At 55.3% G+C, this 25,777-nt stretch carries 22 protein-coding genes; 10 read left to right on the forward strand and 12 right to left on the reverse strand.

All coding sequences use genetic code 11. The annotated features are described in order from the left end of the window. Positions 1 to 80: 80 nt before the first annotated feature. From C4J91_RS20950 to C4J91_RS20970, 5 genes are all read right to left on the reverse strand, one after another. Positions 81 to 1,853, reverse strand: coding sequence for an AIPR family protein (locus C4J91_RS20950; protein WP_124364062.1), 1,773 nt, complete (start codon positions 1,851 to 1,853; stop codon positions 81 to 83). Next, entirely contained in the window at positions 1,843 to 2,865 is a 1,023-nt protein-coding gene (locus C4J91_RS20955; RefSeq protein WP_124364063.1) for a PD-(D/E)XK motif protein, read from the reverse strand. Before C4J91_RS20955 ends, C4J91_RS20950 begins: the two co-directional genes overlap by 11 nt. Further along, a complete protein-coding gene (locus tag C4J91_RS20960; protein ID WP_124364064.1) occupies positions 2,849 to 5,758 on the reverse strand; it encodes a Z1 domain-containing protein in 2,910 nt (969 codons plus the stop codon). The genes C4J91_RS20955 and C4J91_RS20960 overlap by 17 nt, the downstream gene beginning before the upstream one ends. Further along, entirely contained in the window at positions 5,755 to 7,212 is a 1,458-nt protein-coding gene (locus tag C4J91_RS20965) for an ATP-binding protein (protein ID WP_164484562.1), read from the reverse strand. The genes C4J91_RS20960 and C4J91_RS20965 overlap by 4 nt, the downstream gene beginning before the upstream one ends. A gap of 273 nt (positions 7,213 to 7,485) precedes the next feature. Beyond that, the gene (locus C4J91_RS20970; RefSeq protein ID WP_164484563.1) at positions 7,486 to 9,843 is read right to left on the reverse strand and encodes a sigma-70 family RNA polymerase sigma factor; all 2,358 of its coding nucleotides are present in this window, start codon (positions 9,841 to 9,843) and stop codon (positions 7,486 to 7,488) included. A gap of 403 nt (positions 9,844 to 10,246) precedes the next feature. Here C4J91_RS20970 and C4J91_RS20975 point away from each other — a divergent pair, with 403 nt between their 5' ends. Next, a complete protein-coding gene (locus C4J91_RS20975) occupies positions 10,247 to 10,693 on the forward strand; it encodes a very short patch repair endonuclease (protein WP_124364067.1) in 447 nt (148 codons plus the stop codon). Between the two features lie 79 nt (positions 10,694 to 10,772). Here the strand turns inward: C4J91_RS20975 and C4J91_RS20980 are convergent, their stop codons facing one another. Together C4J91_RS20980 and C4J91_RS27880 are read right to left on the reverse strand one after the other, a co-directional pair. Beyond that, positions 10,773 to 11,615: an IS3 family transposase gene (locus C4J91_RS20980; protein ID WP_305955274.1), complete on the reverse strand. Its 843-nt coding sequence runs from the start codon at positions 11,613 to 11,615 to the stop codon at positions 10,773 to 10,775. Next, a complete protein-coding gene (locus C4J91_RS27880) occupies positions 11,612 to 11,920 on the reverse strand; it encodes a transposase (protein WP_256681590.1) in 309 nt (102 codons plus the stop codon). Before C4J91_RS27880 ends, C4J91_RS20980 begins: the two co-directional genes overlap by 4 nt. A 388-nt stretch (positions 11,921 to 12,308) precedes the next feature. Here C4J91_RS27880 and C4J91_RS20985 point away from each other — a divergent pair, with 388 nt between their 5' ends. The 4 genes from C4J91_RS20985 to C4J91_RS21005 all read left to right on the forward strand — a co-directional run bounded on the left by C4J91_RS20985 (position 12,309) and on the right by C4J91_RS21005 (position 15,464). Continuing rightward, positions 12,309 to 12,833, forward strand: a complete 525-nt coding sequence (locus tag C4J91_RS20985) for a Bro-N domain-containing protein (RefSeq protein WP_124364068.1) — start codon at positions 12,309 to 12,311, stop codon at positions 12,831 to 12,833. A gap of 274 nt (positions 12,834 to 13,107) precedes the next feature. Continuing rightward, the gene (locus tag C4J91_RS20990; RefSeq protein WP_124365199.1) at positions 13,108 to 13,755 is read left to right on the forward strand and encodes an HAD-IB family hydrolase; all 648 of its coding nucleotides are present in this window, start codon (positions 13,108 to 13,110) and stop codon (positions 13,753 to 13,755) included. 271 nt (positions 13,756 to 14,026) lie between these two features. Further along, positions 14,027 to 14,974 carry a hypothetical protein gene (locus C4J91_RS21000; RefSeq protein WP_124364069.1) on the forward strand — a complete coding sequence of 316 codons (948 nt, stop codon included), beginning with the start codon at positions 14,027 to 14,029 and terminating at the stop codon, positions 14,972 to 14,974. Positions 14,975 to 15,083: 109 nt separating this feature from the next. Further along, positions 15,084 to 15,464, forward strand: a complete 381-nt coding sequence (locus C4J91_RS21005) for a helix-turn-helix transcriptional regulator (RefSeq protein WP_124364070.1) — start codon at positions 15,084 to 15,086, stop codon at positions 15,462 to 15,464. Between the two features lie 74 nt (positions 15,465 to 15,538). Here C4J91_RS21005 and C4J91_RS21010 read toward each other — a convergent pair whose 3' ends face one another. The 3 genes from C4J91_RS21010 to C4J91_RS21020 all read right to left on the reverse strand — a co-directional run bounded on the left by C4J91_RS21010 (position 15,539) and on the right by C4J91_RS21020 (position 19,092). Next, a complete protein-coding gene (locus C4J91_RS21010) occupies positions 15,539 to 16,990 on the reverse strand; it encodes an amidase family protein (protein ID WP_124365200.1) in 1,452 nt (483 codons plus the stop codon). Positions 16,991 to 17,188: 198 nt separating this feature from the next. After that, on the reverse strand, positions 17,189 to 17,926 hold the full coding sequence (locus C4J91_RS21015; protein WP_177412835.1) for a hypothetical protein: 738 nt from the start codon (positions 17,924 to 17,926) through the stop codon (positions 17,189 to 17,191). Between the two features lie 107 nt (positions 17,927 to 18,033). Continuing rightward, positions 18,034 to 19,092 carry an MBL fold metallo-hydrolase gene (locus C4J91_RS21020; RefSeq protein ID WP_124364071.1) on the reverse strand — a complete coding sequence of 353 codons (1,059 nt, stop codon included), beginning with the start codon at positions 19,090 to 19,092 and terminating at the stop codon, positions 18,034 to 18,036. A gap of 121 nt (positions 19,093 to 19,213) precedes the next feature. On the opposite strand from C4J91_RS21020, the gene C4J91_RS21025 reads away from it, so the two are divergent. The 3 genes from C4J91_RS21025 (at position 19,214) to C4J91_RS21035 (ending at position 21,957) form a co-directional block, all read left to right on the forward strand. Next, a complete protein-coding gene (locus C4J91_RS21025; RefSeq protein ID WP_124364072.1) occupies positions 19,214 to 19,834 on the forward strand; it encodes a TetR/AcrR family transcriptional regulator in 621 nt (206 codons plus the stop codon). Positions 19,835 to 20,045: 211 nt separating this feature from the next. Then, on the forward strand, positions 20,046 to 21,365 hold the full coding sequence (locus tag C4J91_RS21030; protein WP_124365202.1) for a PAS domain-containing methyl-accepting chemotaxis protein: 1,320 nt from the start codon (positions 20,046 to 20,048) through the stop codon (positions 21,363 to 21,365). A gap of 73 nt (positions 21,366 to 21,438) precedes the next feature. Continuing rightward, positions 21,439 to 21,957, forward strand: coding sequence for a DUF1003 domain-containing protein (locus C4J91_RS21035; protein WP_124364073.1), 519 nt, complete (start codon positions 21,439 to 21,441; stop codon positions 21,955 to 21,957). Here the strand turns inward: C4J91_RS21035 and C4J91_RS21040 are convergent. Continuing rightward, the gene (locus C4J91_RS21040; protein WP_124364074.1) at positions 21,954 to 22,838 is read right to left on the reverse strand and encodes a LysR family transcriptional regulator; all 885 of its coding nucleotides are present in this window, start codon (positions 22,836 to 22,838) and stop codon (positions 21,954 to 21,956) included. The genes C4J91_RS21035 and C4J91_RS21040 overlap by 4 nt on opposite strands. 79 nt (positions 22,839 to 22,917) lie before the next feature. On the opposite strand from C4J91_RS21040, the gene C4J91_RS21045 reads away from it, so the two are divergent. Beyond that, positions 22,918 to 23,625: a CTP synthase gene (locus tag C4J91_RS21045; protein WP_124364075.1), complete on the forward strand. Its 708-nt coding sequence runs from the start codon at positions 22,918 to 22,920 to the stop codon at positions 23,623 to 23,625. Next, positions 23,622 to 23,945 (forward strand): antibiotic biosynthesis monooxygenase, encoded by a 324-nt coding sequence (locus tag C4J91_RS21050; protein WP_124364076.1) that lies wholly within the window; start codon positions 23,622 to 23,624, stop codon positions 23,943 to 23,945. Before C4J91_RS21045 ends, C4J91_RS21050 begins: the two co-directional genes overlap by 4 nt. 356 nt (positions 23,946 to 24,301) lie before the next feature. Here C4J91_RS21050 and C4J91_RS21060 read toward each other — a convergent pair whose 3' ends face one another. Then, positions 24,302 to 25,603 (reverse strand): IS4 family transposase, encoded by a 1,302-nt coding sequence (locus tag C4J91_RS21060; protein ID WP_124364077.1) that lies wholly within the window; start codon positions 25,601 to 25,603, stop codon positions 24,302 to 24,304. Positions 25,604 to 25,777 lie beyond the last annotated feature (174 nt).

Genomic DNA, 25,777 nt, shown 5'->3' on the forward strand with positions numbered 1-25,777 from the left:
ACAAGGACGAACCCTCTTAACCATCCTTACGCTTACCAAGCCATCACCAACGTTATGCGCCTTCCCTGCGAGCACGAATATCAGAGTGTCTCGGGAATATCTGCAAACGGAGGAGAAAACGGTTGGGAAAACATAGCCTCGCGACACTCAGGACGCTTTGCCCATTCAGAGATCATCCTGCCGTTTGCGGTTTCATGAAGACGATCATTAACTTCCCGAGCCCAGATTTCTATTTGCTTAATGAGTTGATGAGAAACACCTTGCCTGGCCCAGATGCGGTCAAGGTTAAAGGAATCACCGTAAGCAGTAGAAATTAAAGCAACAGTGTAAGCAGCAACGTTTGCGAGAAAGGCTGGCACCAATGGTCGCGCAGCTTTATGTACTGCTTTAAATAACAAAGCTTTCGAGACAATTGCTTTGAAATAGGCAACATCCGGAGTAAAGGCCGCTCCGTCAACCTCCATCTCAGTCATGCGAGACATGAATCGATCAAAGCATTTCTGCGCACCTAGGCTGACGACATCAGCTTGGCCATCCCACGCGGTAAAGTACTTCGCTAACTCAGTTTTTGTGATCTTCCTTGAGGTAGGTACTGACTCCTTGAGGGCACGGAGCTTCGCTGGCGTGACACCATCACGAGCGAGAAGGGTATTGTAGCTGCCTGCAGCTCTCTCATAAAACCATCGCCCAGTACCATCAGGGCAATAAACAGAAAGCGACAGACGCTCAATATCAACATGGAACGGTTTGTTGGCGGATAGATCTGACTGTCGAACAGCATTTTGACTATTGGCATAACGCGAAATATCTGAAACAAGCGCCTCTTCTTTAGCAGGATCTTGCTCTTTCATAACAATAATTTTGGCCGGAACACGAACCTTGCTTAAGTCCGTATCAGCATATTTTTTCTTGGCGAAGAAAATTGAAGCAGTAGTTTGGCCACCATTAACAATTTGCATACCTCGCAACCACGAGATACCCGGTGACCCATCTGAGGCGCGACCGAGCCGCATCTCATCAGCAACCAGTACGATGCCGTTGTTATATGCCATAAATCGTTCCGGAGAATTTCGCAAAGTATTTTGAAGCCCTGCATTCACACCCTTCGCTTTCACACTTAAAAATGAGCGCACATTAGCCTCAAGTAGACGGGGCCCGAACTTTTCATAAACAAACCGGAGCGCTTCGCCTGGTATAGCTGTAAGTGCGTAGTCATAGTCACCTGTCTCCCCAGGTACAAAGACGCACGGAAGTGGAGAGCCAGACACTTCATTGAAGTCGAGGACTAACTCATCTCGAGGCTTACCCTCAGAACGATGACGGTACAGCCGTTCGATATCCATGACTTCAAGCTTGACATATTTACCGCCAACATCTCGGGCCTTGAAACTCTTCGACTTAGCTATACCGTCCGTAAGTACGTAGACACGAACTTGTTCTAGCCCGTTATAAATTTCTCGAATCGTCAATGCAAGGGAGTGTACATCGCTTGAAGGGTCGAGTTTTTCTGCAATTCTCCCAGCGGCACACAGCTCCAAAAACCGAACACATTGAGCCGCTGCCGTTTTGATGTCTAGGTCGGGAATAGGGTGCAGCTCGTCGAAACCTTCGTATAAACTTACGAATAGATCAAGTTGGTCAGCGTCTTCCGACATGGAATAACCACTCAGGCGCAAATTCGCGTTGCCTACTTTCCCCTGGAAATGGCAAATAACCGGATCAAAAGTCATTCCCGCATCAACAAGATGTTGCATTACCACTTCGGAGAAAACGAGTTCTCCAAACGGGGCACCATCAGACATCAGGGTCGCTACCTCGGCCTTAGTTTCGACGAAAAATTCATCAAGCGTCATCCACAGTTACTCCTAGTAATTTTAAAGCCGTATGGAGATCCGAGAGGAAAACTCCAGCGTGATCCAGATTGACTTCGTAGACGACGCGTGTAACTCCAGCTGGCACTAATCCCGAGGTCAACCTCGGAAAGCCATTAGAAACAGAAAAAACCAGCCTCTCCTTCAATTTAAATTTTCGGGTGTAGTAACTCATGTGGCCGTCGAAGTAACCAGAGGCCATAAGCCTTTCTTTAAGAAGGTTGACCATAACTGGGTCGCCGCCCAACTGACGCTCTGTCTCTGCGATCATTTCGGGAAGAGTGAACCCACTCTCATGGCGCGAAAAACGCACGGCAGCGAGAAAGAGAGGCGAAGCCACGGAGTCGTCCAATTGCTCAAGGGAGGCTATTTTCACAGGAAAGCCAGCGCTGGACATCGTAGCTTTAACTTCAACAGCCCCATACCCCAACAGGAAATCTTGGGGAGCATCATCAGGCCCCACCCAGGCCCGAAGCACTTCCTCAGCGGATACGCCCGATTCCAAAAGACCAATCATGAAGTTAAGTTCGCCCGCCAAACCGAGTTCTACTTCGGGACTGAGAGGGCTCGCGCCTCGCGACATGAACTGCTTCCAAGCGACTACGCGACCAATCAAAACCCTCAATAACTTATTTTCGTCAACGCTAGTTGCGGAGACGTCGTCTAAAAGACAGACAACATCGCGGACCATTGCAGCGAAAAGCTCAGTGCTACCGGCCTCTTTTCTAGTGAGCGCCAATCTAAGCCCACCATATATCTCCGGATCGGCGATCTCGATTAAAAAGCCCTGCCCCTCAGGCAACGTTTCGGTACGAGCCAACTTTGCAGTGGGGAAGCAAAAAAGTATTGCTTCGACATTGGCCGGGGAACGCCTTCCCGCCTGTACCCCAACGGGGCCAGCAGGAGCCAGTGAAATAACCTGCCAGCCTGACGTAGAGTCATTTCCTGACAATGAGGACCACGCTATCAGGCACTCTTCATTCGGACGGGCCATACTCTTGCATCCAGTAGAGAAGGTTAACTTCATATTCAACGCTTATCGGATTGTCACTACTAGGAAATGCAATAGCGAACGCCATAATAGGCTTGCTCCATCCGGGGACAATCAAACGATCCGGGGTCTTTTCCTTGTAGATGTAAGGCGTTAGTGGATAAAGCAAAAGCAATCCGCAGTCCGCCTCCCCACCAACCTTTTCACGAGTTTCACGAATCCCCCTACCACTTGGGAAGGTTGGCGGCGACGTCCGCCCTCGAGTTGGTTCAGGTTTCCAAGCTGCACGAGTTAGGGCCAACGCCTCGCGCCAAACGTCGTCGTCAAGGTCAATACCTTCATCTTTAGGATCGGTTAGCACACCAATAGCAAAGCTTTTGGGATCAATTTTCTCAGGATCAACCGAATCTTCAGTTTTGCGTACTGAGTACGTGTTTGAAGGTACACCACCAGGGAAGACGTGCTCGTCTCCAGAGCCATTACCACCTGCAAGCAGTGCAACGCTCCACTTTTTCAATTGCCCAGTAGCGACCATCTTGCCGATAAATTCCGACAGCAAAAAGGCTTTTGCACTTGTAGCATTCGGATGGGTCGCATACTCGCCAAGGAACGATTGTACTTTAGACACATCAACATTTTTCCAGAGACGAGCACTTGGCCAAGAGTCGGAATCACCGTCACGAGCATACTTTGGTGACCCCTCCCATGAGTTACCGAGTGAATCGATCAGAGCATCAGTCGCGTCGAGATTCTGTTGCTGAATCCTAGCATCGCGATGAAAAAGAATTGTTTGTGGGCGTGTGCCGCTATAGGTCAAAGAAAGCGTTTGTGCGTTTCGCATCTTCAAAGGAGAGGTGACAGTAAGCACCTCATGAGACATAACCTTTAGGCCGTATTGCTCTGGCGTCAGCTTAGCTTCAGCCATAAAATCGAACTCATCCCGCAACTCCTCTGCAGCATCGGCGATGTGCCCGAACCACTTTACCAGATCAGAAGATGTGTAGAGGCGACATAGATCAAGATAACCTGGACGATAGCCAAACCAGCGTCCCATTTGCATGAGCGTGTCGTACATCTTTGTTGTACGCACGAAATAGCTTACACACAGCCCCTCCAGCGTTAGCCCCCTAGCAAGCTTGTCACCTCCGACAGCAATCACTTTTAGCACCGCACCGGGTGTTGCATAGTCGAGAGCATCTTTGGCCGTGCCATTAATTGAGCGGACTTGGATATCATCCAGCACGTTAGGCAACACAGTAAGTATATCGTCCCAACTCGGCATGGTTGGTGGCCGCTCCTCAACCGGAGAGAGTGCCGCGACCTGATCGCGGATGGGGAGAAAATCCTCATCCCACAGTTTGTGCAATTGAGCCAATTGCTCATGGGCACCGAGGCCGCGAGTGATCTTCTGACGCATGTGGCGAACGGCTGTCTCAATCTGTTCGCGCACATGGTTCTGCACATCTACATAGCGGGTGACGTGAACCAACATAGAACTGTGCTCTTTCCCTTGGCCGCGTAGCTCTCGAACCGCACAAGCTAAAACGAAGGCACTTATTGCCTCTTGTAGTGAAGGAGGAATGATCTGCTGCCCATCGTGGGTCGGGACATGAATTTTCTTATGTTTTGGCGGCATCCACCCTGAGCCATTTTCGGGAGCGTAGTGATCTGCAATATTCCTCGATAGGGGAAGCGCGCCTTTACGTCCTTCTTGGGTCATCTTGCCAAACATGCGGGCGGGCCCCACGTAATTGGAAGGGGCTGCAAGATTAATGATAAAAGACCTTGGAAAGAGATCTGGACCCTCTTTGGCCGTCGCGCCCTTATGATGGATGAAGATGTTGGCGAAGGGAGTAGCCGTGTATCCGACATAAGCTTTGCGAGAGAATGCATGCAGCAATTGACGGATAAGGCTATTGATAGTTTTAGGCTGATGCTCTTCGTCCGGCGTTCCATCATCGTTGAACATTTGCTCGCCTGTATCGACGGAAGCATTATCTGCCTCGTCATCAACCATCAGTAGAGGCAGCTTCGTAACTAATTTTCGCCCATCGCTCGCGTCTGTGCTATCGGCAACTCGGTTCTGTATCCAGTCCAAAAGAGCGGTTAAAACGGTTTTTTGCTTCTTGACCACAAAGAGCCATGGCCGCTCTTCAGGAGAGATACCGTGAAAGTGCCTAGCAATGGCTTTACTGAAGTCACCGTTTTCCGCGCGCGTGGTAGCAGAGTTAGTCTTTAGATCCTCACCGAACTCAGCTACGCCTATAGGTGCTCCCGGATCGCGGCCTGCTGTCGTCTCGTAGCCTAGAAAGCTTTCTTCTAGTCGCATCTGCGTTTGCGAGCGCAGGTTGTTGTGCATGCCCGCGAGAACGATGATGATTTTGTAGCCTGCGTCCGCTGCTTTACATATAAGCCCAGAATAGTTGCTGGTTTTACCAGACTGCACATGCCCTACAACGAGCCCTCGGCGATCCCAGTCATCTCCACGCTTCGGATCTTCCAGCAGACCTAGAATATCGTCAGTGGCCTCATCAAGCCCCTCGACTACCGTATTGGAAAGCTTCGATTCCAAAAAGTCCTCGTAACGCCGCCAGTAATGCCAATCCCCTTTGCGAGCTGCGGTTAGCCAGTCAAAGTGACCAATGTTGTCTTTTAGTGTGGTTGATTTTCCGATCCAGTGGCTAAACCTTTGGATCAGCGTGACAAGAGCCTTCCCTTGATCCACTGCGTACATTGAGTTGCCAGCAAACATTGCAGTCGCAAGTCGGATTTTTTCGGCAATAAGCGTCGGCGTAATTTTAGACTTATCCTTCTCAGCCTTTACTAATCGCTGTGCAGTAGCGATAACGTTTTCCAGCAACTCAACCTGCGATGCCGTCTCTTCCGCTGAGGTCATACGCTCTCTCCTAATGTAGCTATAAGTAGTGGGTAATTCTGAAAGGGCTCGGTCCTGAGCATCGATTTACGAGCATCTTCAACGCTAAGCCCTTTGCGCTCGATCAAATCGTTAAATAATACGATTGCAACCTCGATTACGGCTGCGTTGGGCTCCCCTTCAAAACCAGTACGTGGAGTATCCTTGTTCTCCGCGGTGTCGAGCCAAATGCGCTGTACAGGCACTGTTTCTTCGACGACCCGTAACATGGCTCGAACAAGACCAGCACTACCCCCAACCGCCTCAATCACCGCTGCCACTGTAGGATGCCTCTCATCGATACGGTAGCGCACACCGTTCTTGAGCCTTTCGACACGCCATGCCTGTTGCTCAACTTTGAGACCTCCAGGTCCGAGCGTCGGCGTGCCACGAAAAGCAAATACTCTCCTGGCCCTTTCTCTAGTGTCTTCAGCTAGTTTCGTAAGCCATGGGCGCACTGTGACGGGAGGCCGAGCGGTGGATTTTTTGACGTCGATCTTCCATGCAGAATCAGCAGTATTAGGTATGTCCAACCTGATTCTAGCGAGCCTATGAGGCTCTTCTCGGTTCCATGCGCGCCCCTGACCTAACCCAAGCCAACCTCCTGCCAGAAGCAACCGATGATTCCGATAGACGTAAAACCCTTGTTGAGAGGTCCATCCTTCTGTCCCTCCAGCCCGACTAAACTCGTCGTCAGAAAGTCGATCCTTGTGTGGTAGGACATGGCATTGAGCTTCAACAAGACCCGATGGTGTAAGAATTCGAGCGACCGGAGAATGCCATGGTTTAGAGGGATGCCCTGTCATAAAGGGATCCCACGGGACGACTGATTTTCCATTGATATACAGTCGAATAACCGGGCTTGCATCTTCTAACAGTCGATGAAAAATCATTGCGAAACGTCGTTCGATGTCGTCGACCAAGTCGGCAAAATGATTGAGGGTATAACCAAGAGTAACGATTCGATCCAGCTTTTCCCAAAGGACCATTGTTCCTGAGTGAAGCCTATCCACTGCACCAATAAAAGCCTCGGAACCATGAGCCGGACCTTCGAACATCCTCCATCCGACGTCTGTCGACGCAGCAATGGCATCAAGATCCCAACGTAGGCAGGAAACAGGACCACTCATCCTTCTAGAAGCGACAGTAAGGCAGCGGCATTGAGAAAAGGATGCCGTTTTTAAGCCCATCCCAAAACGACCTAGATCATTGGCGGAGCGTTCATCCAGAGGATTCTTAGCCCCCAGCGTCATGGCTACCTCTAACTCGTCATCGTCCATCCCCCGCCCGTTGTCTAAGATGGAGATCCTGCTTCTCTCACCATCCCATTCAAACGTCACATGAACCTCTGATGCTCCTGCGGAAATGCCGTTATCAATCACGTCAGCGAGGGCCGCGGCAGTCGAGTATCCGAGACCACGCAGGGCTTCCAACATCGCGCCGGCTCGCGGCGGGGCATACCTTGTGCGTTCGTTCATTTGACGTAGGTAGTTCCGGAAAGAAGTGTGAAACCAACATCAATCATTCTACGGGCAACTTTACGAACCCGCGCATCCGGCTGTGTTGGTAGTGATATGTGAATGCGGCGATCATCCGAACCTTCCTCCTCAACACTAATACCAAGAGCCCTGACCTCATTCAAAATATCAGTTAGCTGGATATTTAGTTGAGAGGCATTCACCGCTACCTGAAACTCCGACCCCAGACTCTTACTCAAAAACCTGATGAGCGGGCTCTAAACCCTCGGGAACCGATCGATGAGGCTCGACCGCACTGGAGTTCTCAGTAGTTTTGACTGCCACTTCCTCTGATCTGGACTCCGGACAAGGGGCTTCCTTTAGACCCAAGTAATCGCCCAAGAACAAAGCTAGCTTTGCCATCCTGACAGGGTGACGTAGCTTTTTAAGCGCCTTCGACTCGATTTGTCGGATCCGCTCACGTGTCACATCGAACCGTAGACCTATCTCTTCCAAGGTCATGGCCTCGTCGAAATCCAAACCGAAACCAAAACGAAGGGTTATGACTTCGGCCGAGCGTTCGTCAAGTTCCCCTATCATGCCGACCAAAATTGCTCGAAGAGAAGCTGCTTCTACAACGACAGCCGGGTCCGATGATTCCTCTTCGGGGAGGAAATCGAGCAAGGATTCCGACGTGCCTTCAAGGTTCGCATCCAAGCTGCTGACTTTCTCGGAAACGGTCAAAAGAAGCTTGAGCTTATCGAGGGCTATCCCCGTTCGACGTGATGTCTCGCGCTCGGTTTCAGGACGCCCGGTCTTAGCCTCGAACTCATCTCGCTCATGCAACATGCTCCTTACCAAATCTTGCATGTGTACGGGCACCCGAATCGTCCGCTCCGTATTAGAGATTGCGCGCGAAATATGCTGACGAATCCACCACGTAGCATAAGTGGAAAATCTAAACCCTTTGCGCCAGTCAAAGCGCTCAACGGCCTTCATAAGGCCTATATTGCCCTCCTGAACCAGATCATCAAAAGGAAGCTCAGACCAAAGATATTTTTTGGCTATAGAAAGCACCAACCGAAGGTTGAAGAGAATCATCCTCTCCCTCGCCACTTCTCCGCGTCGAATTGCTGAGGAGAAGGCCGAATCGCAATCAGCCATCTTCGATAGTTTCAGCAGGAAGCCCCGGTAAAGACAGGCGGCCGCAAGCGCTTCACGAACCTTTATGGAGTCATTACTGGCGGAGCGCGCCGCTGACACCGCTGATACAAACGCTGACGCTTCCGAGTGAAGTCCTAACTCGTTTTCCTCGAACTCAACCTTATCAACGGACGAGGTCTCTCCTAAGCTAGCGTCCCCTACGTCGTCTCTGACAAGATCATGACCAGAGGTGAAAAACTCATGACTTTCCTCTCGGCAAGCTACCTTTTCAGCCGCCTCGAAAATGACACTAAGACCTCCGGGCCAGCAAGATAAGGCATCTAATGCTTCGTTTCTTGCCGCCTCCATCTCGCGGCCTAAAGAGACTTCCTCTGCGGCGAGAAGTAAGTCTTTCTTCAGTCCCTTTGCGTAGAATCTAAGCGGCTCATTGCGACCTGATGCCAGGTCGTCCACGAACTCCAAGGCCTCCGACAACGTAAGTTCTTCTTCCGATGTAGGATCGAGAAGATTCGACTGCTCGGCCAACCCTATCCACTCATCGATCACTACACCGAGGTCGCCCAACACGAAAGTCAGCAGACGTTCAGCTTCTTCATTACGACTTTGTGAGATGTCTGCTCCTCGACATACATCGATTAGAGCAGTCTCCGAAACAGTACCTTCACGCAGCCCTCTAAATAGCAGACCACGGACACGCTCATTATCATCCGTTAGGAGAAGCGCCCTTTCGGGAAGGAACAGTGCGATATCGTCCCATTCGATATCGGTGTCGATTGCCTTGTGCCGACCGATAGTTTCTTGGATTACGCTAATTACTTTCGCAACGGTTACATCCCCCTTCGGGGCAGTCGCTTCAGCCTCCGCTATCCAATTGCCTTCGAATCCCAAATCTAGGGGCTCGTCGTCAAGGTCGATGTGTGTATCCCCCTTGGCGGTCACAACTACATTCTCGTGCTCGTTGAGAAAGGAGATTTCATTATGGATAACTCGACGAGACTCAGATTCGACCAGGTCATCGACATAATTCGTCAAGTCAGCCGTCTCCCCTTTCGCTTCCTGATAAGACGATTCGCTCAACAAGGAGGAAAGGGGTACCACCATCTCCACTCTAGTCTGAGTCGAAACTTGGTCGTACACGCAATTTTCATTTAATCCGGTGTTACGACTAAATGCCTCCCTCAACAGTGCAATGCATTGAGTACATTCCGCCTTCTCCGCGTATGCGAGAGCATCTCTACCTTCAGCATCGAGCACATCAGGATTTGCTCCAGCTGCCAGCAATAGCTGTACAATTCCCGCTTTTTTTCGGGAAGAGGCCAACATTAGGGGCGTCGCACCTCTGCCGTCGCGGGCATCGAGATCATCGCCCCGTGCTATATGGAGCTTGACCGCGACCTCAACACCAGCAATGGTCGCCATGCGCAGTAAAGGGTTGAGCTTAGCCATGGAATGCCCCAAATGCCCATGCACCCGCCTCATAAGTCGCTTTCGCAATAATGATCCGGCGAATGGGATGGCTGCTAACTGATTTCAGGGTCGACTCCTTGTCTATATTCAATTCTCTAGCTTGCCAACCTAAAGCTGGCATTAAGATAACATTTACGAAAGGTGATCGAGTTTGACACGGAGCATGTCAGACATCATTTATGTTGAACATGACCAAGAAGCCAGAAGTGGCGCAATGCCACTCACCATATCCACTTGTCATCGACCCGTAAAGGACGCGGGAGGTCCAACGGGCCAGTACGAACCCTTCACCTAATTACCTAATTACCTAGGCAATGTCGGAATTGAGGGTGCGATGCCGGCGGTTGGGAAGAAAAATTCTTTCGATAGGGGTAGATCCTGAATGAGTGCAGACACCGTCACCCCAGAACAGCGGTCCAGAAACATGTCCAAAATCAAGGGCAAAAACACCAAGCCTGAAATGACTGTTCGATCCCTATGCCATGAGCTGGGGCTTCGCTATCGCTTACACCAAAAGCATCTACCGGGCACGCCAGATATGGTATTCCCAAAGCGCCGATTATGTTTATTCGTTCACGGCTGCTTCTGGCATAGGCACCCCGGATGTAAATACGCATATACGCCCAAAAGCAGATTAGATTTTTGGTTACCTAAGCTCGCAAAAAACGTTGAGAGAGATACGAAGGCTCGGCGAGCACTTGAAGCAGCAGGTTGGCGCGTATCGATCATCTGGGAATGCCAGACAAAAAACAGAGATGCTTTGCGAACTGAAATCCAAAAAATGATCGACCCCAAACTCAATAGTCATCGCACCACCGCTGAAATATGATGGATAGTCTTGATAGCTTGACCACCTTCAACCGTCCACCTTGTTCTGGTCAAGTTTTTCCGGACACCGATTACGGTGATCAAGCCGCCTCCTGCTCCATGGCTATTGGCGACAGGTAGTTGTTGTAGCTGTGCAGCCTGATCCGGTTGTATCGCATGAAGAAGCAAGTCATATCCTGCTTGGCTTCTTCAACTGTCGTATAGCCTTTGGTGGGCACCCACTCTGATTTGAGCGTCCCGAAGAAACGCTCTGTTGGCGCGTTGTCCCAGCACTGCCCCCTACGGCTCATGCTTTGCGTTATCCCATGCCCCAGCAGCTCGGATTGAAAGTGCTGGCTGGTGTATTGGCAGCCTTGATCTGAATGAAACATCAAGCCTGCATGTTTGCCTCGAACCTCCACCGCCATTCTCAGCGCCCTGCTAACCAGATTGGCGTCATTGATCAGAGAAAACGCCCAGCCAACGATTCGGCGGGCGAACAGATCAATGACCGCTGCCAAGTGATACCAGCGTTTCCCAACCATCAGGCTGGTAACGTCGCCGCACCAGACTTGATTAATTGCGGTTGGCTCGAAGTTACGCTCAAGCAAGTTCTTGGCCACAAACGCTTCGACGCCTCTAGAGCGATACTGATGGCGGCGGCGCTGTTTGCTGGCCAGATTTGCCTCCGCCATGAGCTTTGCAACTAAATACCGTCCCACCTTGATCTGCTGGGCTTTCAAGTGCTGAGAAATCATCCGCGCGCCTGCACTTTCCCGGCTTTCGACATGCAATTGCACGACTTTTGCTCTAAGCGCGTCACGCTCGGCATTCGGCGCTGAGCGACGCTTGATCCAGTCATAAAACGCGCTACGAGAAACGCCTAGCGCGCTGCAAAGCAGGCTGGTCGGATATGAACTCGACTCCCTCAGTTCCTCGATCAGGAAAAACGATCGGGATCCGACATCAAGAGAGCCGTAGCCTTTTTTAAGATTTCAGCCTCAGTCTCCAGGCGCTTGACCTTGGCTCGTAGCTGTTGAAGCTCTCGCTGTTCGTCGCTGATAGCCTTGGTACCTGCCACTGGCTGCCCTTTGTGACGCTCTTTACGAACCTGATCCACCCAGCGGCGCAGAGCCGTAGGGCCAACGGCCATGGATGCACAGACGTCGGGAACTGAGCAGTTATCATCAAGAACCATGCTTGCAGCACGTTGCTTGAACTCGCGGGTATAGGTCTTTCGCTGTTGCATGGAACCTCCTGATTGGGCGAATCATATCGCCCTTAAGAGGTGTCCGGGATCATTAGGCCAGAACACCTACCCTCCTAACTCGGCGCCTAAGAAACGCCTCAACCAGAGCGGTCCTCCGCACCCGACAGCCATGCGGCTTTTTTTCGCCAGCGGTTTCTCTACGTCTGTGAAAAATCCCCGTTATGTCGGGAGTGGGCGAATACAAGACCCGAAAGGGGAATATGTCCGGCCCGTCTCTGGTGGGTTTCTTAGCTCCCGACACCCATAACGCATGCCCTAAGAAAGCAACCAGAGGTAACGGAAATGCCTGGATACTTTGCATCCCCTGCTAAGGATGTTCACAGCACCTGCACCATTTCTCAAACACGCTCCGATCCGGAGGTGTGCCATGCATGAACCTACTGTCTTCACCCGCCACAACCTGCAACTGCATGCTCTGCTCCTTGAGAACCAGCCGTGGTTTTGTGCCCGCGACCTTGGGCGCCTCACTGGGCTATATCTGGACGAGCGTAAGATCAGCAAGCTCGATGAGGATCAACGGCAAACGCTGGAAATCCGCTATCACGGCCAGCTTGAGAATATGCTGATGATCAGCGAATCCGGCGTGTATGCATTACTGGTGTATCACTACACACCCGGGCATCGCTTGTTGCGGGAGTGGTTGACCCATCAGGTCGTACCGACTTTGCGAGATGGACAATTATCACGACCCACAGACCGTCCGATGCTGAGTTTGCTGGATTGGCCTGAGATGTCGCTGAGCCTGCTGCATTGGCAGGATGAGGGTTGGATTCGGTTACGGGATATGCCGTATCTCTTGCTCAATAGAACTCGTCGACGCGTTCCGCCGAGCAAGACCTGGTTGCAAAAGGTGGCTGAATATTTCCAGTCTGCGGGTCATTCGCCACGCTGAATCTCGCAGGTCGTCCGTCCGGGCTGGCGTTCGGGCGGACCGCCAACACGCTCTTCCTGGTCCGCGCTGTGGCAATGCCGGATACCTTCCGACGTTCATTCCTATGCCCGACCGGGTAAACTCCCTCGCTGATCGCCAGTAGAAGAACAACAGCAGTCCCCTTGGCCGATCTGAATTGCATAACCGTTATCAGCCTGAACCCACGTAACGGGGACCAGTCTCAAGGTTATGAAATCCCGCTCCACCTGATCAAGGACCACCCGTGAACCCAGACATGCTCGAAGCCGGCCCCGTTGACGCCAAAGTACTTTCCGTCTTTGACTTCGACGGCACCCTCACCCACCACGACAGTTTCGTGCCCTTCCTCAAGTTTGCCTTCGGCACTGGCGCGTTTTATGGCCGGATGGTCAAGCTGGCGGTGCCGGGGCTGCGTTTTTTGGTGCGGCAGATCAGCCGAGATGAGTTGAAGGCGCAGTTGATTCGCACCTTTATGACCGGGGTGGAGAAGGCGTGGGTGCAGCGCAAGGCCGAGGAGTATTGCCAGCGCAATTGGGCGCGGTTGATGCGCCCGGCGGGCGTGTTGTCGGTGGAGCAGGAGTTGGGCTCGGGGGCGGTGGTGACGCTGTGTTCGGCGTCGCCCGCGTTGGTGTTGCAACCGTTTGCCGATCGGCTGGGGATCCGTTTGATCGGGACTGAGCTTGAGGTAGTCGACGGGGTGTTGACCGGTAAGCTCACGGGGAATAATTGCCGCTGTGAGAACAAGGTGCTGCGGCTTGAGGCGGTGTATGGGGATCTGGGCGAGTATCGGCTGCGGGCCTGGGGCGATACGCGCGGGGATCGGGAGTTGCTGGCGGCGGCGCAGGATGCGCATTTTCGGCATTTTCATGCGAAGAAGAAAAGGCGGGCTCGGTTGCAGCGGTGATGCGGGCACAGGGGTGGCTGGGAGACTGAGGTGGTCCCATCGGAGCCTCGCTAAAGCTCGACACCTCCCACATTTGATTGTCATCGGGCCGTTGATTTGCGTGTACCTGCTGATCAACGCCGCGCCGGCCAGCATGTTTTATGACTTGGCGGCATTGACCACAGCCGGGGGCACACTGTGCTTCCTGAGTGGGCAACGGGTTGCAAGTTCTTGCTGATATTTGCGCAGGTTCTCGCTATTAATAGCCAAACCTCTCACGGACCCGAGCCCCATGAAATTCGACACGGCCTACAGCCTGAGTCTCGATGACAAACTGTCAATCTATGACGTACGAGACCTGAATTTCGACGAAACCGCCGATTTCGATTCCGACAAGGAGCGCTTTCTCTGCCCCAACGATGTGTGCCGTGCGGCGTTTGATGAGGGCAATACGCTGAGCACCTTCAACGCAAAAAACGTCAACTACCAGCGCACGCCGCATTTCAAGAACAAGACCGGCACCCGGCATATCGACGGTTGCCGCTACGCCAGCACGCATAAGAGCGCGACCGGTGAAAGCGATGACGAGCGCGAGGAAAATTTCCCTTCGGAGTTTGTGCTCACACCACGTCAATACGCACGTAGGAGCCCGCTGACAGGCGCCGAGAACGTCGCCCTGCAAGACCCAACGAAAGCCCCTGCAAATCAAGTCGCCACATCCCACGCCAACAACGACACCACCCCGGATAAAACCAGCGTATTCGCCCACCCGGTGGAATGCTACGTGTCGAATATCGACGACAAGGACAAGCTCAAATCAATGCCGTTGAAAATCGGCGAGCACACGGTGACGTACTGGACGTTTTTCAAGAAAATCGAATACCTGCAAGACAACCAGGGCCTGATCTATTGGGGCAAGATCAAAGCCATCAAGGACTACACCAACAGTGTTCGCATCGATTTCGAAAAGAAGGTATGGCTCGACAAGAAGCCCTACTCCGTCAACGTCTACCTGAGCAAGAAACTGCTCGATAGCTACCGCAAGCGCACGGCATTCCTGGAGCAGATCAAGGCCGCTGCAGGCAGCGAACGACCGTTGTATTGCTTTTTCTATGGCGTGACGCCGCAGCTCAAGCAGGTACCGAGCCAGAAGAACCCCGAACAGACGTTCGGGATATTCAGCGCGAATATTGAAAACCTGGATCATCTGATCATCCGGGAGGCGCCGGGGATGGAGTAAACGCACACTGAAAAACGCCACCCATTGTCCTGAGTTGATGAGCGGTACAAACAACTGTATAAAAACACAGTATAGTTGTGCCTCCCCTGTCGAACCTGGAGAAATCCCCATGTCCTCTCTGGCAATGAGCTCTTACGTAGAACAGCAGATCGTCCTTCATCAATTCACCGCCAAACACTGCGCCCAGGCGCGCATCGTGTTGGGCTGGAGCCGCGAAGCACTGGCTCGCGAGGCTGGCGTGACGGTGCAAGCCATTCAACAATTGGAAAGCCATGGCGACGTGGATGATGACACTCGATTGGCCCTGGCATTTTGCCTGGAAGCGCAAGGGCTGGTGTTTTTCCCGGGGTTCGCACCGGGGTGGGGGATGAGTAAACGCCGGTTCGACAGCGCGTCGGCCGAACCGGCGACGCCGGGCCTCCTCTCTCGGTTGCTGGGCTCACCCGCTGCATCAATTGAGTCACCCACTCCCCAACCGAATGGTGCGTAGAGTCCAGCCTGATCACCGGCAACGCAATGGATTAACCCGCGTTCATGCTGCTTCAAGCAGAAACTGAATCATATTCAGACGTTGCCTGCAGGCCCCTCAACCGCGTTATCTGTCATTACGGGTGCTGGCGTAAAGGGCGCGCCAGGGCGGAATGCCGGCTGTTTAATCGCCTGTGTGGCTTGCTCATAAACATAGGCAGCCGACAGCACTGTGGCTTCGTTGTTAGCCGACCCGTAAAGGTAAAGCGCCGTGGGCATCCCTTCATCATCCATCCCGGACGGAATGGACATTCCCGAGTAACCCGCCGCAGCGCTGAAAAAATAGTTGTTTGAGAGGAAGTTCGACACCATCGCATCGAGCCTGTGCTTTTTCATCGGATCATCGATGGTTTTCTGGAAAACCGGAATGATGGCCGCCCACAGCTCATCGCGCTGGTCCTGAGTGCTCACCAGGCCATTGATAAGCTCCAGCAGGTTCTGGTCGGGCTCACCGGGCTGCTGGTGACGCTTATTGAAAGCAATCAGCTCCGAAAGCGATTTGACAGGCAAACCCTCGCGCCCTGCGAGATACTCTTCCAATTGGTGCTTGACGTCTGAAAACAACGCCTCGTTGTAATCGGCGTAGGTTTGCTCAGCGACGCCATCCTCCAGCGTTCCCACGGGCACCAGGATCGCACCTTGAGACTTCAACACCTCAAGCGCATCCGCGTAATGCTTACGGTCCGCCCGCTTCGCGGGGTCTTTGGCCTCCTCTACGGACAATTCAGGCACAGGCGTGTAGCCAATTCGCTTGCCTTTCAAGGCATCGGAGCGCAGTCCCTCGGTATAAAGCGTGGTCTCGGTCATGGCGTTGAGCGCTTCTGCCGCATCGCAGACATTGCGCGTGAACGTGCCAATCGAATCCATGCGTGAACTGGTCATGACACCCTCGGTACTCAGCAAGCCCACGGAGGTTTTCAAGCCAAAAACGCCGTTGTAGGCCGCGGGAGTAATGATCGATCCGCTGGTTTCCACCCCTAACGCCAGCGGCACATGCCCCTGGGCTACCGCCACGGCGGAACCTGAGCTCGATCCTGCTACCATCCCGCCCAAGCGATGCGGGTTCAGCGTCTGGCCCCCTCGGGAACTCCAGCCATCCACCGGTAATTCAGAGCGGAAGTTCGACAGCTCGCTCATGTTGGTTTTACCTACAACCACCACGCCGGCCTTCAGCAAGTTGTCCACGACCTTGGCATTTTGAGTGGCGGCCTTGCCCACCAGAGCCTTGGAACCGGCGCTTGTCTGCATCCGGTCCTTGGTTTCGAATACATCCTTGAGCGCGATCGGAACGCCGTGCAAATAACCGCGCACCTGGCCTTTTTCACGTTCAAGGTCCAGCGCCCTGGCTTGCTGGAGCGCATCCGGGTTGGTTTCTATGAACGCGTTACCGCCCTGCAGCCCATGATCAATACTGGCAATTTGTCGGAACGTGTCTTTCACCAGCGATTCTGAGGTGACCCCGCCGCGGCTGGCCATTTCCACAGACATTTGACATGCGCCCTTGAAGCCCTGCGGCGGATTTGAAAGCGCTTGCAACAGGCCTGTCGCCCACCCACCTGCCGAAACTGGTCCGATCATGGAAATACCCCTAATTGACTGAAAGAGAGCTATCGGCCGATAACCCAACACGAGTCTAAGAGGCTGTTCCGGCGTCGCTATCCAGGCGAATCCTGCTGCCCGGTATGATCATTCCGTCCCCGGTGTAGGCGCGACAGTTGATAGAAGCTGGCGGTAAGTTCGCAGCAGGACCTGCACGCGATCAGCCGCCCAGCGGGCCCCGTAAAACCAGAGTTGGGTACCATCCTCCAGTGCCTGACAGGCGCTGGGGTATCCACTTCTGCGAGCAGCATGAAACGCCGCACTCTGATCGTCTGACACCAGGGCATCCAAACGATGACTGGCCACGAGCGCATCGATGGCCGTACCGGATTCGAGCGGGTCGTCCGTACGCTGCGCGTCCACTGCGACTAATTGCACACCCGCTTGGCCGAGGATAACGAAGGCACGGTGCAAGGTTGCACGCTGGTCCGTGGGTTCAACATGCCCACCGCGTACGTAGCGGATGGCATAGCCGATGCGCCACCCCGCCAGCACAGGAGAGGCAGTAAAAGCGCTGTTGTTTTGCACCAGGGGCACTTCAACCATCACGGGGCCAGTGGGGTCGACACCACTGAGGGCAACCAGTGATAACGCGGGGTCTCGCGTGGGCTTGATCATTGGAGGCAAGGCGTTATAGCCGGGTATGAGTACCGTCCCCTCAGCGCGTCCTGCACCGAAAACGATAGCACCGGGGCTGGCGTTATCGGTTCGCGCCTGGGTGACGGTTGAAGAACCAGGATCGGCATGCTCGCCTGATACGGCGAGCGACGATGCTGAGAGGCACGGCATGCCCAATCGCCAGAGTTTCTTGCAGTCCTCGTTCATTGCAACGCCCCTCGAAATTAACTTTCCGACGGATCATCGCACTCTCTTCTGACGTTTGTCGCAGAGTCGAAACACCCTGAAAAACACCTTTTTCACAGGCTCTTTAGCTAACCCGCAGCCTGTTCTTTCACATCCTGAGTCTCTACCTCCAACCACCACGCACGCCCTCGTTCGGGCTGGTTGAGCCGGAACGCTTGCCCCATCGCCGGCGTAGTAATCGACACATTGCGCTCCCAGGCCAGCGCCATGATGCGGTCGAACGGCTCGTGCCAGGCATGAAACGCCAAGTCGAAGGTGCCGTTGTGAATCGGTAGCAACCAGCGGCCCCTGAGGTCGATATGCGCCTGTAACGTTTGCTCCGGCTGCATATGCACATGAGGCCAGTCGACGTTATAGGCGCCGGTTTCCATCAGGGTCAGGTCAAACGGTCCGTATTGCTCGCCGATCCGCTTGAAGCCGTCGAAATAACCCGTGTCGCCGCTGAAAAAGATCCGCCGCGCGTCATCGATCATCACCCAGGAACACCACAGGGTCTGGTTGCCGTCAAACAGGCCACGCCCGGAAAAATGCTGCGCCGGCGTGGCAACAAAACGAATGCCATCAACCTCGGTGCCCTGCCACCAATCCAGTTGCCGCACCTTGGCGGCGTCCACCCCCCATTTGACCAAGGTGTCTCCCACACCTAAGGGCGCAAGAAAGTACCGCGTCTTGTCGGCCAATTGGATCACAGCTGTGCGGTCGAGATGGTCGTAGTGATTGTGGGAAAGGATCACCGCTTCCAATGGCGGCAACTCTTCCAGGCTGATCGGGGGTTGGTGGAAACGCTTGGGGCCGGCCCAACTGAACGGTGAGGCGCGCTCGGCGAACACGGGGTCGGTGATCCAGAATTTACCGCGCATTTTCAACAACACGGTTGAATGGCCCAGGCGGAACACGCTGTGATCAGGGGCTGCCGCCAAGTGCTCGCGGGTCAGGGGTTGTACCGGGATGTTGCCCACCGGCCTTGTGGTGCGCGGCTTGTTAAACAACATGTTCCAAAAAATACGCAAGGTCTTGCCAAAGCCACCGTGGGGCACCGGCGCGTCGTTGGTGAAATGCCCCTGGTCGCGCTCGGCAGGCCTGAGCGCAGTGGGTGTCGGGTCAACACGTGTTGAAATCGTAGCCATTACAGAGTGACTCCTGCGTCCGCTCATAAATTACACTGCACAGTGTAGTTTCTACATTGCAACAAAACTCGAAGCAAGTAAACTGCCGAGTGTAATTTCATTTTTGAGCCAAACCTCCTCCATGACTGCCTCCCAACGCCTCACCGACCGTAAACGCGAAGCCATCGTAGCGGCGGCCATCGCCGAATTTCGCGAGCATGGCTTCGAGGTCACCAGCATGGACAGGATCGCCGCCACGGCCGGGGTTTCCAAGCGCACGGTCTACAACCACTTCCCCAGTAAAGAAGAGCTGTTCGCCGAAATACTGCACCAATTGTGGGCCAGCAGCGCCGCGCAACTGGATGTGGCGTACAGCCGCGACCAACCACTGCGCAATCAACTGCGTGGGTTGCTGGAAGCGAAAATGAAGATGATGGCGGATGCCAACTTCCTCGACCTGGCACGCGTGGCCATCGCGGCCACCATTCATTCGCCGGAACGGGCCCAAGACATGGTCAACCGCTTGAGCGAGCGCGAAGAAGGCTTTACCCAATGGGTTCGTGCCGCCCAGGAAGACGGCCGCCTGAGTTGCAAAGACCCGGCGTTCGCAGCTCACCAGATACAAAGCCTGCTCAAAGCCTTTGCGTTCTGGCCGCAGATCACCCTTGGCCAGCCTACCCTCGACGCAACGTCCCAGGCTCATGTGATCGAATCGGCGATTGATCTGTTCCTTGCAGGCTATGAGGTCAGTCCGCCGCAGTAGCACAATGCCGCCATTGGTCGCCTCGCCAGAAATGTGCCGCCCCGAAGGCGAACTTCCTGGCAGGCCGATCACTCTGAACCCGTTGTTCCACCCCCCTCTGTCAGCACAAGGAGCTGACAATGAGCAAGTCAACCGTGAGGCCCAGGTGCCCTACGGGGTCAGGCGCATTTACATGGATCCCTCATACGCATGCCTGCTCGAGCTTCCGATCATGCTATTCAACGCTTACAAAAAAACCATCACCGCCTTGCAACACACCACTGCGCAACAGGCCAGCCTGCTGGACGCGATCGAGCGCTCGATGGCGGTTATCGAATTCGATGTGCAGGGCACCGTGCTGCGCGCCAATGACAATTTCTTCAAGACCCTGGGCTACCGCGCCGACCAGATCCTGGGCCAGCCCCACCGGATGTTCTGTACACCGGCGTTCGCGCGCAGCGCCGACTACAACCAGCTGTGGACACATCTGCGCAACGGCCAATTCCAGTCCGGCACCTTTGAACGGGTAGGCGCCAACGGCGCATCGGTGTGGCTGGAAGCCAGCTACAACCCGGTACGCGATGAAGCCGGTCGCGTGGTCAAAGTGGTGAAGTACGCCATGGACGTCACCCCCCGCCTGCAAGCCGAAAGTGAAGCCAATGCCAAGCTGCAAGCCATCGACCGCGCCATGGCGATGATCGAATTCAACCTCGATGGCACCATCATCACCGCCAATGCCAACTTCCTGCAGCGCATGGGTTACAGCCTGGCGCAGATCCAGGGCAAGCATCACCGCCTGTTCTGCACCCCGGCGCTGGCCAGCAGCCCAGCCTATAGCGAGTTCTGGAAGCGCCTGAACCAGGGTGAACTGTTCAGCGGCCAGTTCGAGCGGGTGGACAAGCACGGCAATACGCTGTGGCTGGAGGCCAACTACAACCCGGTGTACGACGCCAGCGGGCGCCTGTGCAAAGTTGTGAAGTTCGCTTCGGACGTTACGGCCCGTGTGCAACAGCATGCGGCCGACGCGCAAAGCGCTGCGCAGGCTTATCACCTGTCGCTGAACACCCAGGACATGGCCGAAAAAGGCGCCGAGGTGATTCAGAAAACCGCCACCGGCATGCGCGACATCGCCGTTGATATCGACGCCTCTTCGCAACTGATCGCCAAGCTGGGCGAGCGGTCGCAACAGATCACCACCATCGTCAACACCATTCGCGGCATCGCCGACCAAACCAACCTGCTGGCCCTCAACGCCGCAATTGAAGCGGCCCGCGCGGGCGAGCAAGGCCGTGGCTTTGCCGTGGTGGCCGATGAAGTACGCCAATTGGCGGCGCGTACCAGCGGCTCCACAGCGGAAATTTCCGGCATGATCGCCATGATCCAGGACGAAACCCGCCAGGCCATCGACAGCATGGACGCCACCCGCGACCGTGCGGCCCAAGGCGTGGAACTGGCCAACCAGGCCGGTACGGTGATCCTGCAGATCCGTGAAGGCACCAGCGAGGCGGTACAGGCGGTGAGCGCGTTTGCCAACGAGCGGGGCAACCGCTGACGGCTTCTTCATGTGCGGGCCGAGGGCTGGGTCTATAGTGCGTGATGCCTCACGCCACCGACTCGAGCCCGCCATGACCTCAGAAAAACCCGACCCAACCCCTGTCGACCCCTTGCGCTTCCACCGACATCACGCCCACCTGGCACCGACCTTTGGCAACGATACCTTTGCCCTCAAGGCCGAAGCCTTTGCGCGGTTCTTTGGCACACCGACCTTCCTCGGCGCGCAAACCGCCATTGTGGTGCTGTGGGTGGTGCTGAACGCTACCGGCATTACCCACTTCGATGTATACCCATTCATCCTGCTCAACCTGGCCTTCAGCCTGCAATCCGCTTACGCCGCGCCGTTGATCCTGCTGGCCCAGACGCGCCAGGCTGCGCGCGACAAAGCCCAGTCCGACGCCGACGCACAACACCGCGAAGCCCTGGCCACCGCCAACACCGCCCGCCAGGCCCAGGCCGCACAAACCACCAAACAGTTGCTGGAGCTACTGGAACAAAACACGCGGCTGACGGAAATGACTAAACAGCTGACCGAACGTATCGAAACCCTGACGTGCGAAATACATGAGCAATTTGTGCGCAAAACCTAATTGCGCAACCCGCTTACATGTCGCCCCAGCTCATCAAACAGGGTCACCACTGAACGCAACGCCCGGCAGTCGGGGCGCGTCAACAGCCATAGCGCCGTGTCATGCCCTGCCAATGCGCAGCCCAGTGGTTGCAGGCCATCGCCTATCAGAAAATCCGGCAGCGCCGCCACCCCCAGCCCGGCGCGCACCAACTCGGCCACCGACTGCATGCTGTTGCAACGATAACCGGGACGCACGCCCGGCAGATGCTCACGGCGCCAGGCCACTGTGGGATGGTCGGGTAAAAAGTCGTCCGGCGCGATCCAGACCAGGTCAGCCAGCTCCTGGCCTGCATGCCGACGCGCATAGTCGGCGCTGGCGCACACCTGATACGTCACCGTCCCCAGGCAACGTCCGACAAGATGCTCCGGCGGCTTGCTGGTCAGACGCAGCGCGATATCGGCATCGCGGCGGCTGAGGTTGGCGAAATCATTGGAGGTGCTCAGTTCCAGGATCAACGCCGGATAATTCGCCATGAACTTGGCCAGGGCCGGCAGCAGCAGACCTTGCAGCACAGCGTCGGTGCAGGTCAGGCGCACCGTGCCGCTGATCACTTCCCCGCCCTGCTCCACACCGATGCGCGCGGCCTCTAGGGCAAGTTCTGCGCGCTCGGCCTGTTGCGCCAAGTGGGTGGCCAATCCGGTGGGCAGATAACCGGCACGGTTTTTTTCAAACAACGTCTGGCCAAGGGCAGCTTCCAGGCGCCGCACCGCCCGGAACACTGTGGACACATCCACCCGCAGCAGCCCGGCAGCCCGCGCCAGGGTGCCGCCGCGAACCAGGGCGAGGACCAGCGACAGGTCGTTATAGTCGACTTGATAGTGCACGGCTGCATTGAGCATGTGAGAAAATGCCAATATTGATTGCGTGAGCGCCAATCTATAGTGCCCCTCAGGACACCACAAGCCATGGGATCACACGATGAAAGACGCCCCGCTGCACCTCGCTCTGATCGGCGATTACAACCCTGACGTGATTGCGCACCAGGCCATTCCCGTGGCGCTGCAACAAGCAGCCCAAGCCTTGAAGCTGAGCGTCAAGGTGCAATGGCTCGACACCGACACCATCACCGCCACGGCCTCGCTGCACGGGTTCGACGGTTTCTGGTGCGTGCCCGCCAGCCCGTATCGCGACACCGAAGGCGCACTGCGAGCCATCCGGTTCGCCCGCGAACAGCGACGGCCTTTCCTCGGCACTTGCGGTGGTTTTCAGCACGCGGTGCTGGAATATGCCCGCAACGTGCTGGGCTGGGCGGATGCCGAACACGGCGAGTTGGTACCGGGCGCTAAACGTGCCGTCATCACGCCGTTGAGTTGTGCGCTGGTGGAGGCCGACGACACCGTGCGCCTGGAGCCCTACACCCGTATCGCGCAAGCCTATGGCAGCCTGGATATCCACGAAGGTTATCGGTGCCGCTACGGCATCAACCCCGAGTTCGCTCATGCACTGCTTGAAGGAGAGATGATTGCCAGCGGTCACGACGCTGCAAACGACCTTCGAGCGGTGGAGCTGCTGAACCACCCGTTTTTCGTCGCCACCCTGTTCCAACCCGAACGCGCCGCCCTCAAAGGCATCACGCCGCCGCTGGCGATTGCCCTGCTCACGGCGTGCCAGGAGGCCTCGGCATGATCGCCAGAACGCCGGCGCCGCCCTACTACGCGGTAATCTTCAGCTCACTGCGCACCGATGGCGACCAGGGCTACGGTCAGGCCGCCACGCGCATGCTGGAACTGGCGCGTGAACAGCCGGGATTTCTGGGCGTGGAATCGGCGCGGGAAGAGGGCCTGGGGATCACCGTGTCTTATTGGAGCAGCGAAGCGGCGATCCTGGCCTGGAAACAGCAGGCCGAACATCAGCAGGTGCGCGAGCAAGGGCGCTCCCTCTGGTACACAGCGTTTCATACCCGCGTGTGCAAGGTGGAGCGGGCCTATAGCTTCCACACTGAATGATCGTGCGTCTGCAAAATGCATAGGTATCTACACAACTGTGTAGCAGCCTACGGTAACCACGATGCGAAGCGAGTCGCTTTTGATCTTGCTTTTGATCTTGATCTTGCTCTTAGGCGCCCCGTTAAACCACGCTGGCCGAACGCTGGCTTGAATCCGTAGGTAACCCGGCAGGACGCCGGGTTAGCCGCCCTGCGCCATGGATGGCGCATGGCGGCGGCCCACGGATTCAAGCCTGCGTTCGGGCATGCCGAGCCTAGGCGAGGCACCGAGTGGTGGGGCGAGGACCTTTTGGTTACTTTTGGCTGGGCCGGCATTCCGGTCCTTCCAAAAGTGACCCGCTGTAAGAGCCAGCCCTTTCAAGGTCTTTTGATTTTAGCGGCCTTGAGCACCCGATCCGTCGACACATGGGCATTCGCGGCTTTGCCTTCCAGCCATTCCTTGGGTTTAGGCACCTTCGGCCCTCGCTTGCTCTTGACGACCGCTTTGGGCTGGATATTTCGAGCAAGTGCAAGCAGATATTGAGCCAGCCCCGCTGCGGGGATAGGGATGGATAAATATTCTGGCAAGGCTATTTGCATTCCCTCGTAACCGCTGCGTACCTGCACCGTCAGGTGGAAAATCGATGCCTCCCAATCGTCGGGCAAAGTTTGGCGATGAGCTTGTTCGACGCTGCGTTTGAGCACGGCCAGAACGTTGTAAGCCAGCACGGCCGATGCAAATCCCAACAGGGCTGCCTTAGGGTTGCCCAAGGTTTCGATTTCACTGTCCAACACCGCTTCCAGGCGCTGGAACATCCCTTCGATGCTCCAACGACGGCGGTACAAATCGGCGATTTGCTCAGCACTGATAGAGTCGGGCAAGTTGCTCCAGAACAGCAGCGTGGTGTCGCCGGATTCGGTGGGGTTTTGCAGGCTCAGTTCGACTCGCCGCCACTGGCGTCCACCTTTTACTTCGATGATTTGCTCACGCACGCTGCCTGCCGCGACCGCAACAGGCAGCTGCCAGTCGCTTTCCTTAAGCAAGCGTGGATGTTTGCTCTGTTCGCGAATGATGAACGAGGCCCCGGTATCTTCGCAGGCCTCCATGACTGGGAGCGTGCAGTAGAGTCGATCAGCCATCCACAGTTGCCCCGCGTTGGCCTTTTCCAGCAACGGCAGCACGCTGACGCGTTCGCTGGCATAGGCATCTTCACAAGGCTGAAGATCAACGACCTGGTCCAGATCGGGGTCGTAAACCAGAACGGAAAAACCAGGCCGGGCGGCGCCTCGTTCACGGCGCAAAGCGTCCAGACGCTTTTCGCTGGAAGGCAGGTGGTTACCGTCAACGACCCGTAGTTGCCAGCCAGGCAAAATGGCTGTGTGCCCCAGTTCTTTTATCGTCGGTGCCAAACGCTCTGCGCTACCGGTAACCAGGGCGCGCAGTAGCGCAGGCTCTGTACGACTGACCTTGTCATACAGCGCCGCCAAGCTGACAGGAAGATCTTCCATCTGTCGCGCGGCGGCATGCAGCGAAGGTCGCAAACCCAATGAAACAAGGGACATCAGTTCAACGATGGTTGAAAACAAAAGCTCTCGTGGGTACTGCCGCTGACGGTGCTCTTCGAACACCTGGTCGACCCACTCAGCAGGAACAGCCTGCTCCAATACCACTCTGGTCATGACACTGGTCGGTGCTTTTTTCTCAAACCGCGCTAGAACCTCTGCCCACATCGCTTTCGTCGCCCTGATTGGAGTTTTGCGGGATTTTATCAAAGACCTTGAAAGGGCTGGCCGTAAGGGCGGAACCCTAAGCCGCCGTTACCGCAGCAACGGATATGTACTCGCTCTGATCCA

The sequence above is a fragment of the Pseudomonas sp. R3-52-08 genome (assembly GCF_003851745.1).
In the GTDB taxonomy this organism is placed as follows: domain Bacteria; phylum Pseudomonadota; class Gammaproteobacteria; order Pseudomonadales; family Pseudomonadaceae; genus Aquipseudomonas.

Bases quoted from the DNA above. Each gene is read 5' to 3' on its own strand.
- C4J91_RS20950 (WP_124364062.1), bottom strand. From the start codon at position 1,853: ATGACGCTTGATGAATTTTTCGTCGAAACTAAGGCCGAGGTAGCGACC.
- C4J91_RS20955 (WP_124364063.1), bottom strand. From the start codon at position 2,865: ATGGCCCGTCCGAATGAAGAGTGCCTGATAGCGTGGTCCTCATTGTCA.
- C4J91_RS20960 (WP_124364064.1), bottom strand. From the start codon at position 5,758: ATGACCTCAGCGGAAGAGACGGCATCGCAGGTTGAGTTGCTGGAAAAC.
- C4J91_RS20965 (WP_164484562.1), bottom strand. From the start codon at position 7,212: ATGTTGGAAGCCCTGCGTGGTCTCGGATACTCGACTGCCGCGGCCCTC.
- C4J91_RS20970 (WP_164484563.1), bottom strand. From the start codon at position 9,843: ATGGCTAAGCTCAACCCTTTACTGCGCATGGCGACCATTGCTGGTGTT.
- C4J91_RS20975 (WP_124364067.1), top strand. From the start codon at position 10,247: ATGAGTGCAGACACCGTCACCCCAGAACAGCGGTCCAGAAACATGTCC.
- C4J91_RS27880 (WP_256681590.1), bottom strand. From the start codon at position 11,920: ATGCAACAGCGAAAGACCTATACCCGCGAGTTCAAGCAACGTGCTGCA.
- C4J91_RS20985 (WP_124364068.1), top strand. From the start codon at position 12,309: ATGCATGAACCTACTGTCTTCACCCGCCACAACCTGCAACTGCATGCT.
- C4J91_RS20990 (WP_124365199.1), top strand. From the start codon at position 13,108: ATGCTCGAAGCCGGCCCCGTTGACGCCAAAGTACTTTCCGTCTTTGAC.
- C4J91_RS21000 (WP_124364069.1), top strand. From the start codon at position 14,027: ATGAAATTCGACACGGCCTACAGCCTGAGTCTCGATGACAAACTGTCA.
- C4J91_RS21005 (WP_124364070.1), top strand. From the start codon at position 15,084: ATGTCCTCTCTGGCAATGAGCTCTTACGTAGAACAGCAGATCGTCCTT.
- C4J91_RS21010 (WP_124365200.1), bottom strand. From the start codon at position 16,990: ATGTCTGTGGAAATGGCCAGCCGCGGCGGGGTCACCTCAGAATCGCTG.
- C4J91_RS21015 (WP_177412835.1), bottom strand. From the start codon at position 17,926: ATGAACGAGGACTGCAAGAAACTCTGGCGATTGGGCATGCCGTGCCTC.
- C4J91_RS21020 (WP_124364071.1), bottom strand. From the start codon at position 19,092: ATGGCTACGATTTCAACACGTGTTGACCCGACACCCACTGCGCTCAGG.
- C4J91_RS21025 (WP_124364072.1), top strand. From the start codon at position 19,214: ATGACTGCCTCCCAACGCCTCACCGACCGTAAACGCGAAGCCATCGTA.
- C4J91_RS21030 (WP_124365202.1), top strand. From the start codon at position 20,046: ATGCTATTCAACGCTTACAAAAAAACCATCACCGCCTTGCAACACACC.
- C4J91_RS21035 (WP_124364073.1), top strand. From the start codon at position 21,439: ATGACCTCAGAAAAACCCGACCCAACCCCTGTCGACCCCTTGCGCTTC.
- C4J91_RS21040 (WP_124364074.1), bottom strand. From the start codon at position 22,838: ATGCTCAATGCAGCCGTGCACTATCAAGTCGACTATAACGACCTGTCG.
- C4J91_RS21045 (WP_124364075.1), top strand. From the start codon at position 22,918: ATGAAAGACGCCCCGCTGCACCTCGCTCTGATCGGCGATTACAACCCT.
- C4J91_RS21050 (WP_124364076.1), top strand. From the start codon at position 23,622: ATGATCGCCAGAACGCCGGCGCCGCCCTACTACGCGGTAATCTTCAGC.
- C4J91_RS21060 (WP_124364077.1), bottom strand. From the start codon at position 25,603: ATGACCAGAGTGGTATTGGAGCAGGCTGTTCCTGCTGAGTGGGTCGAC.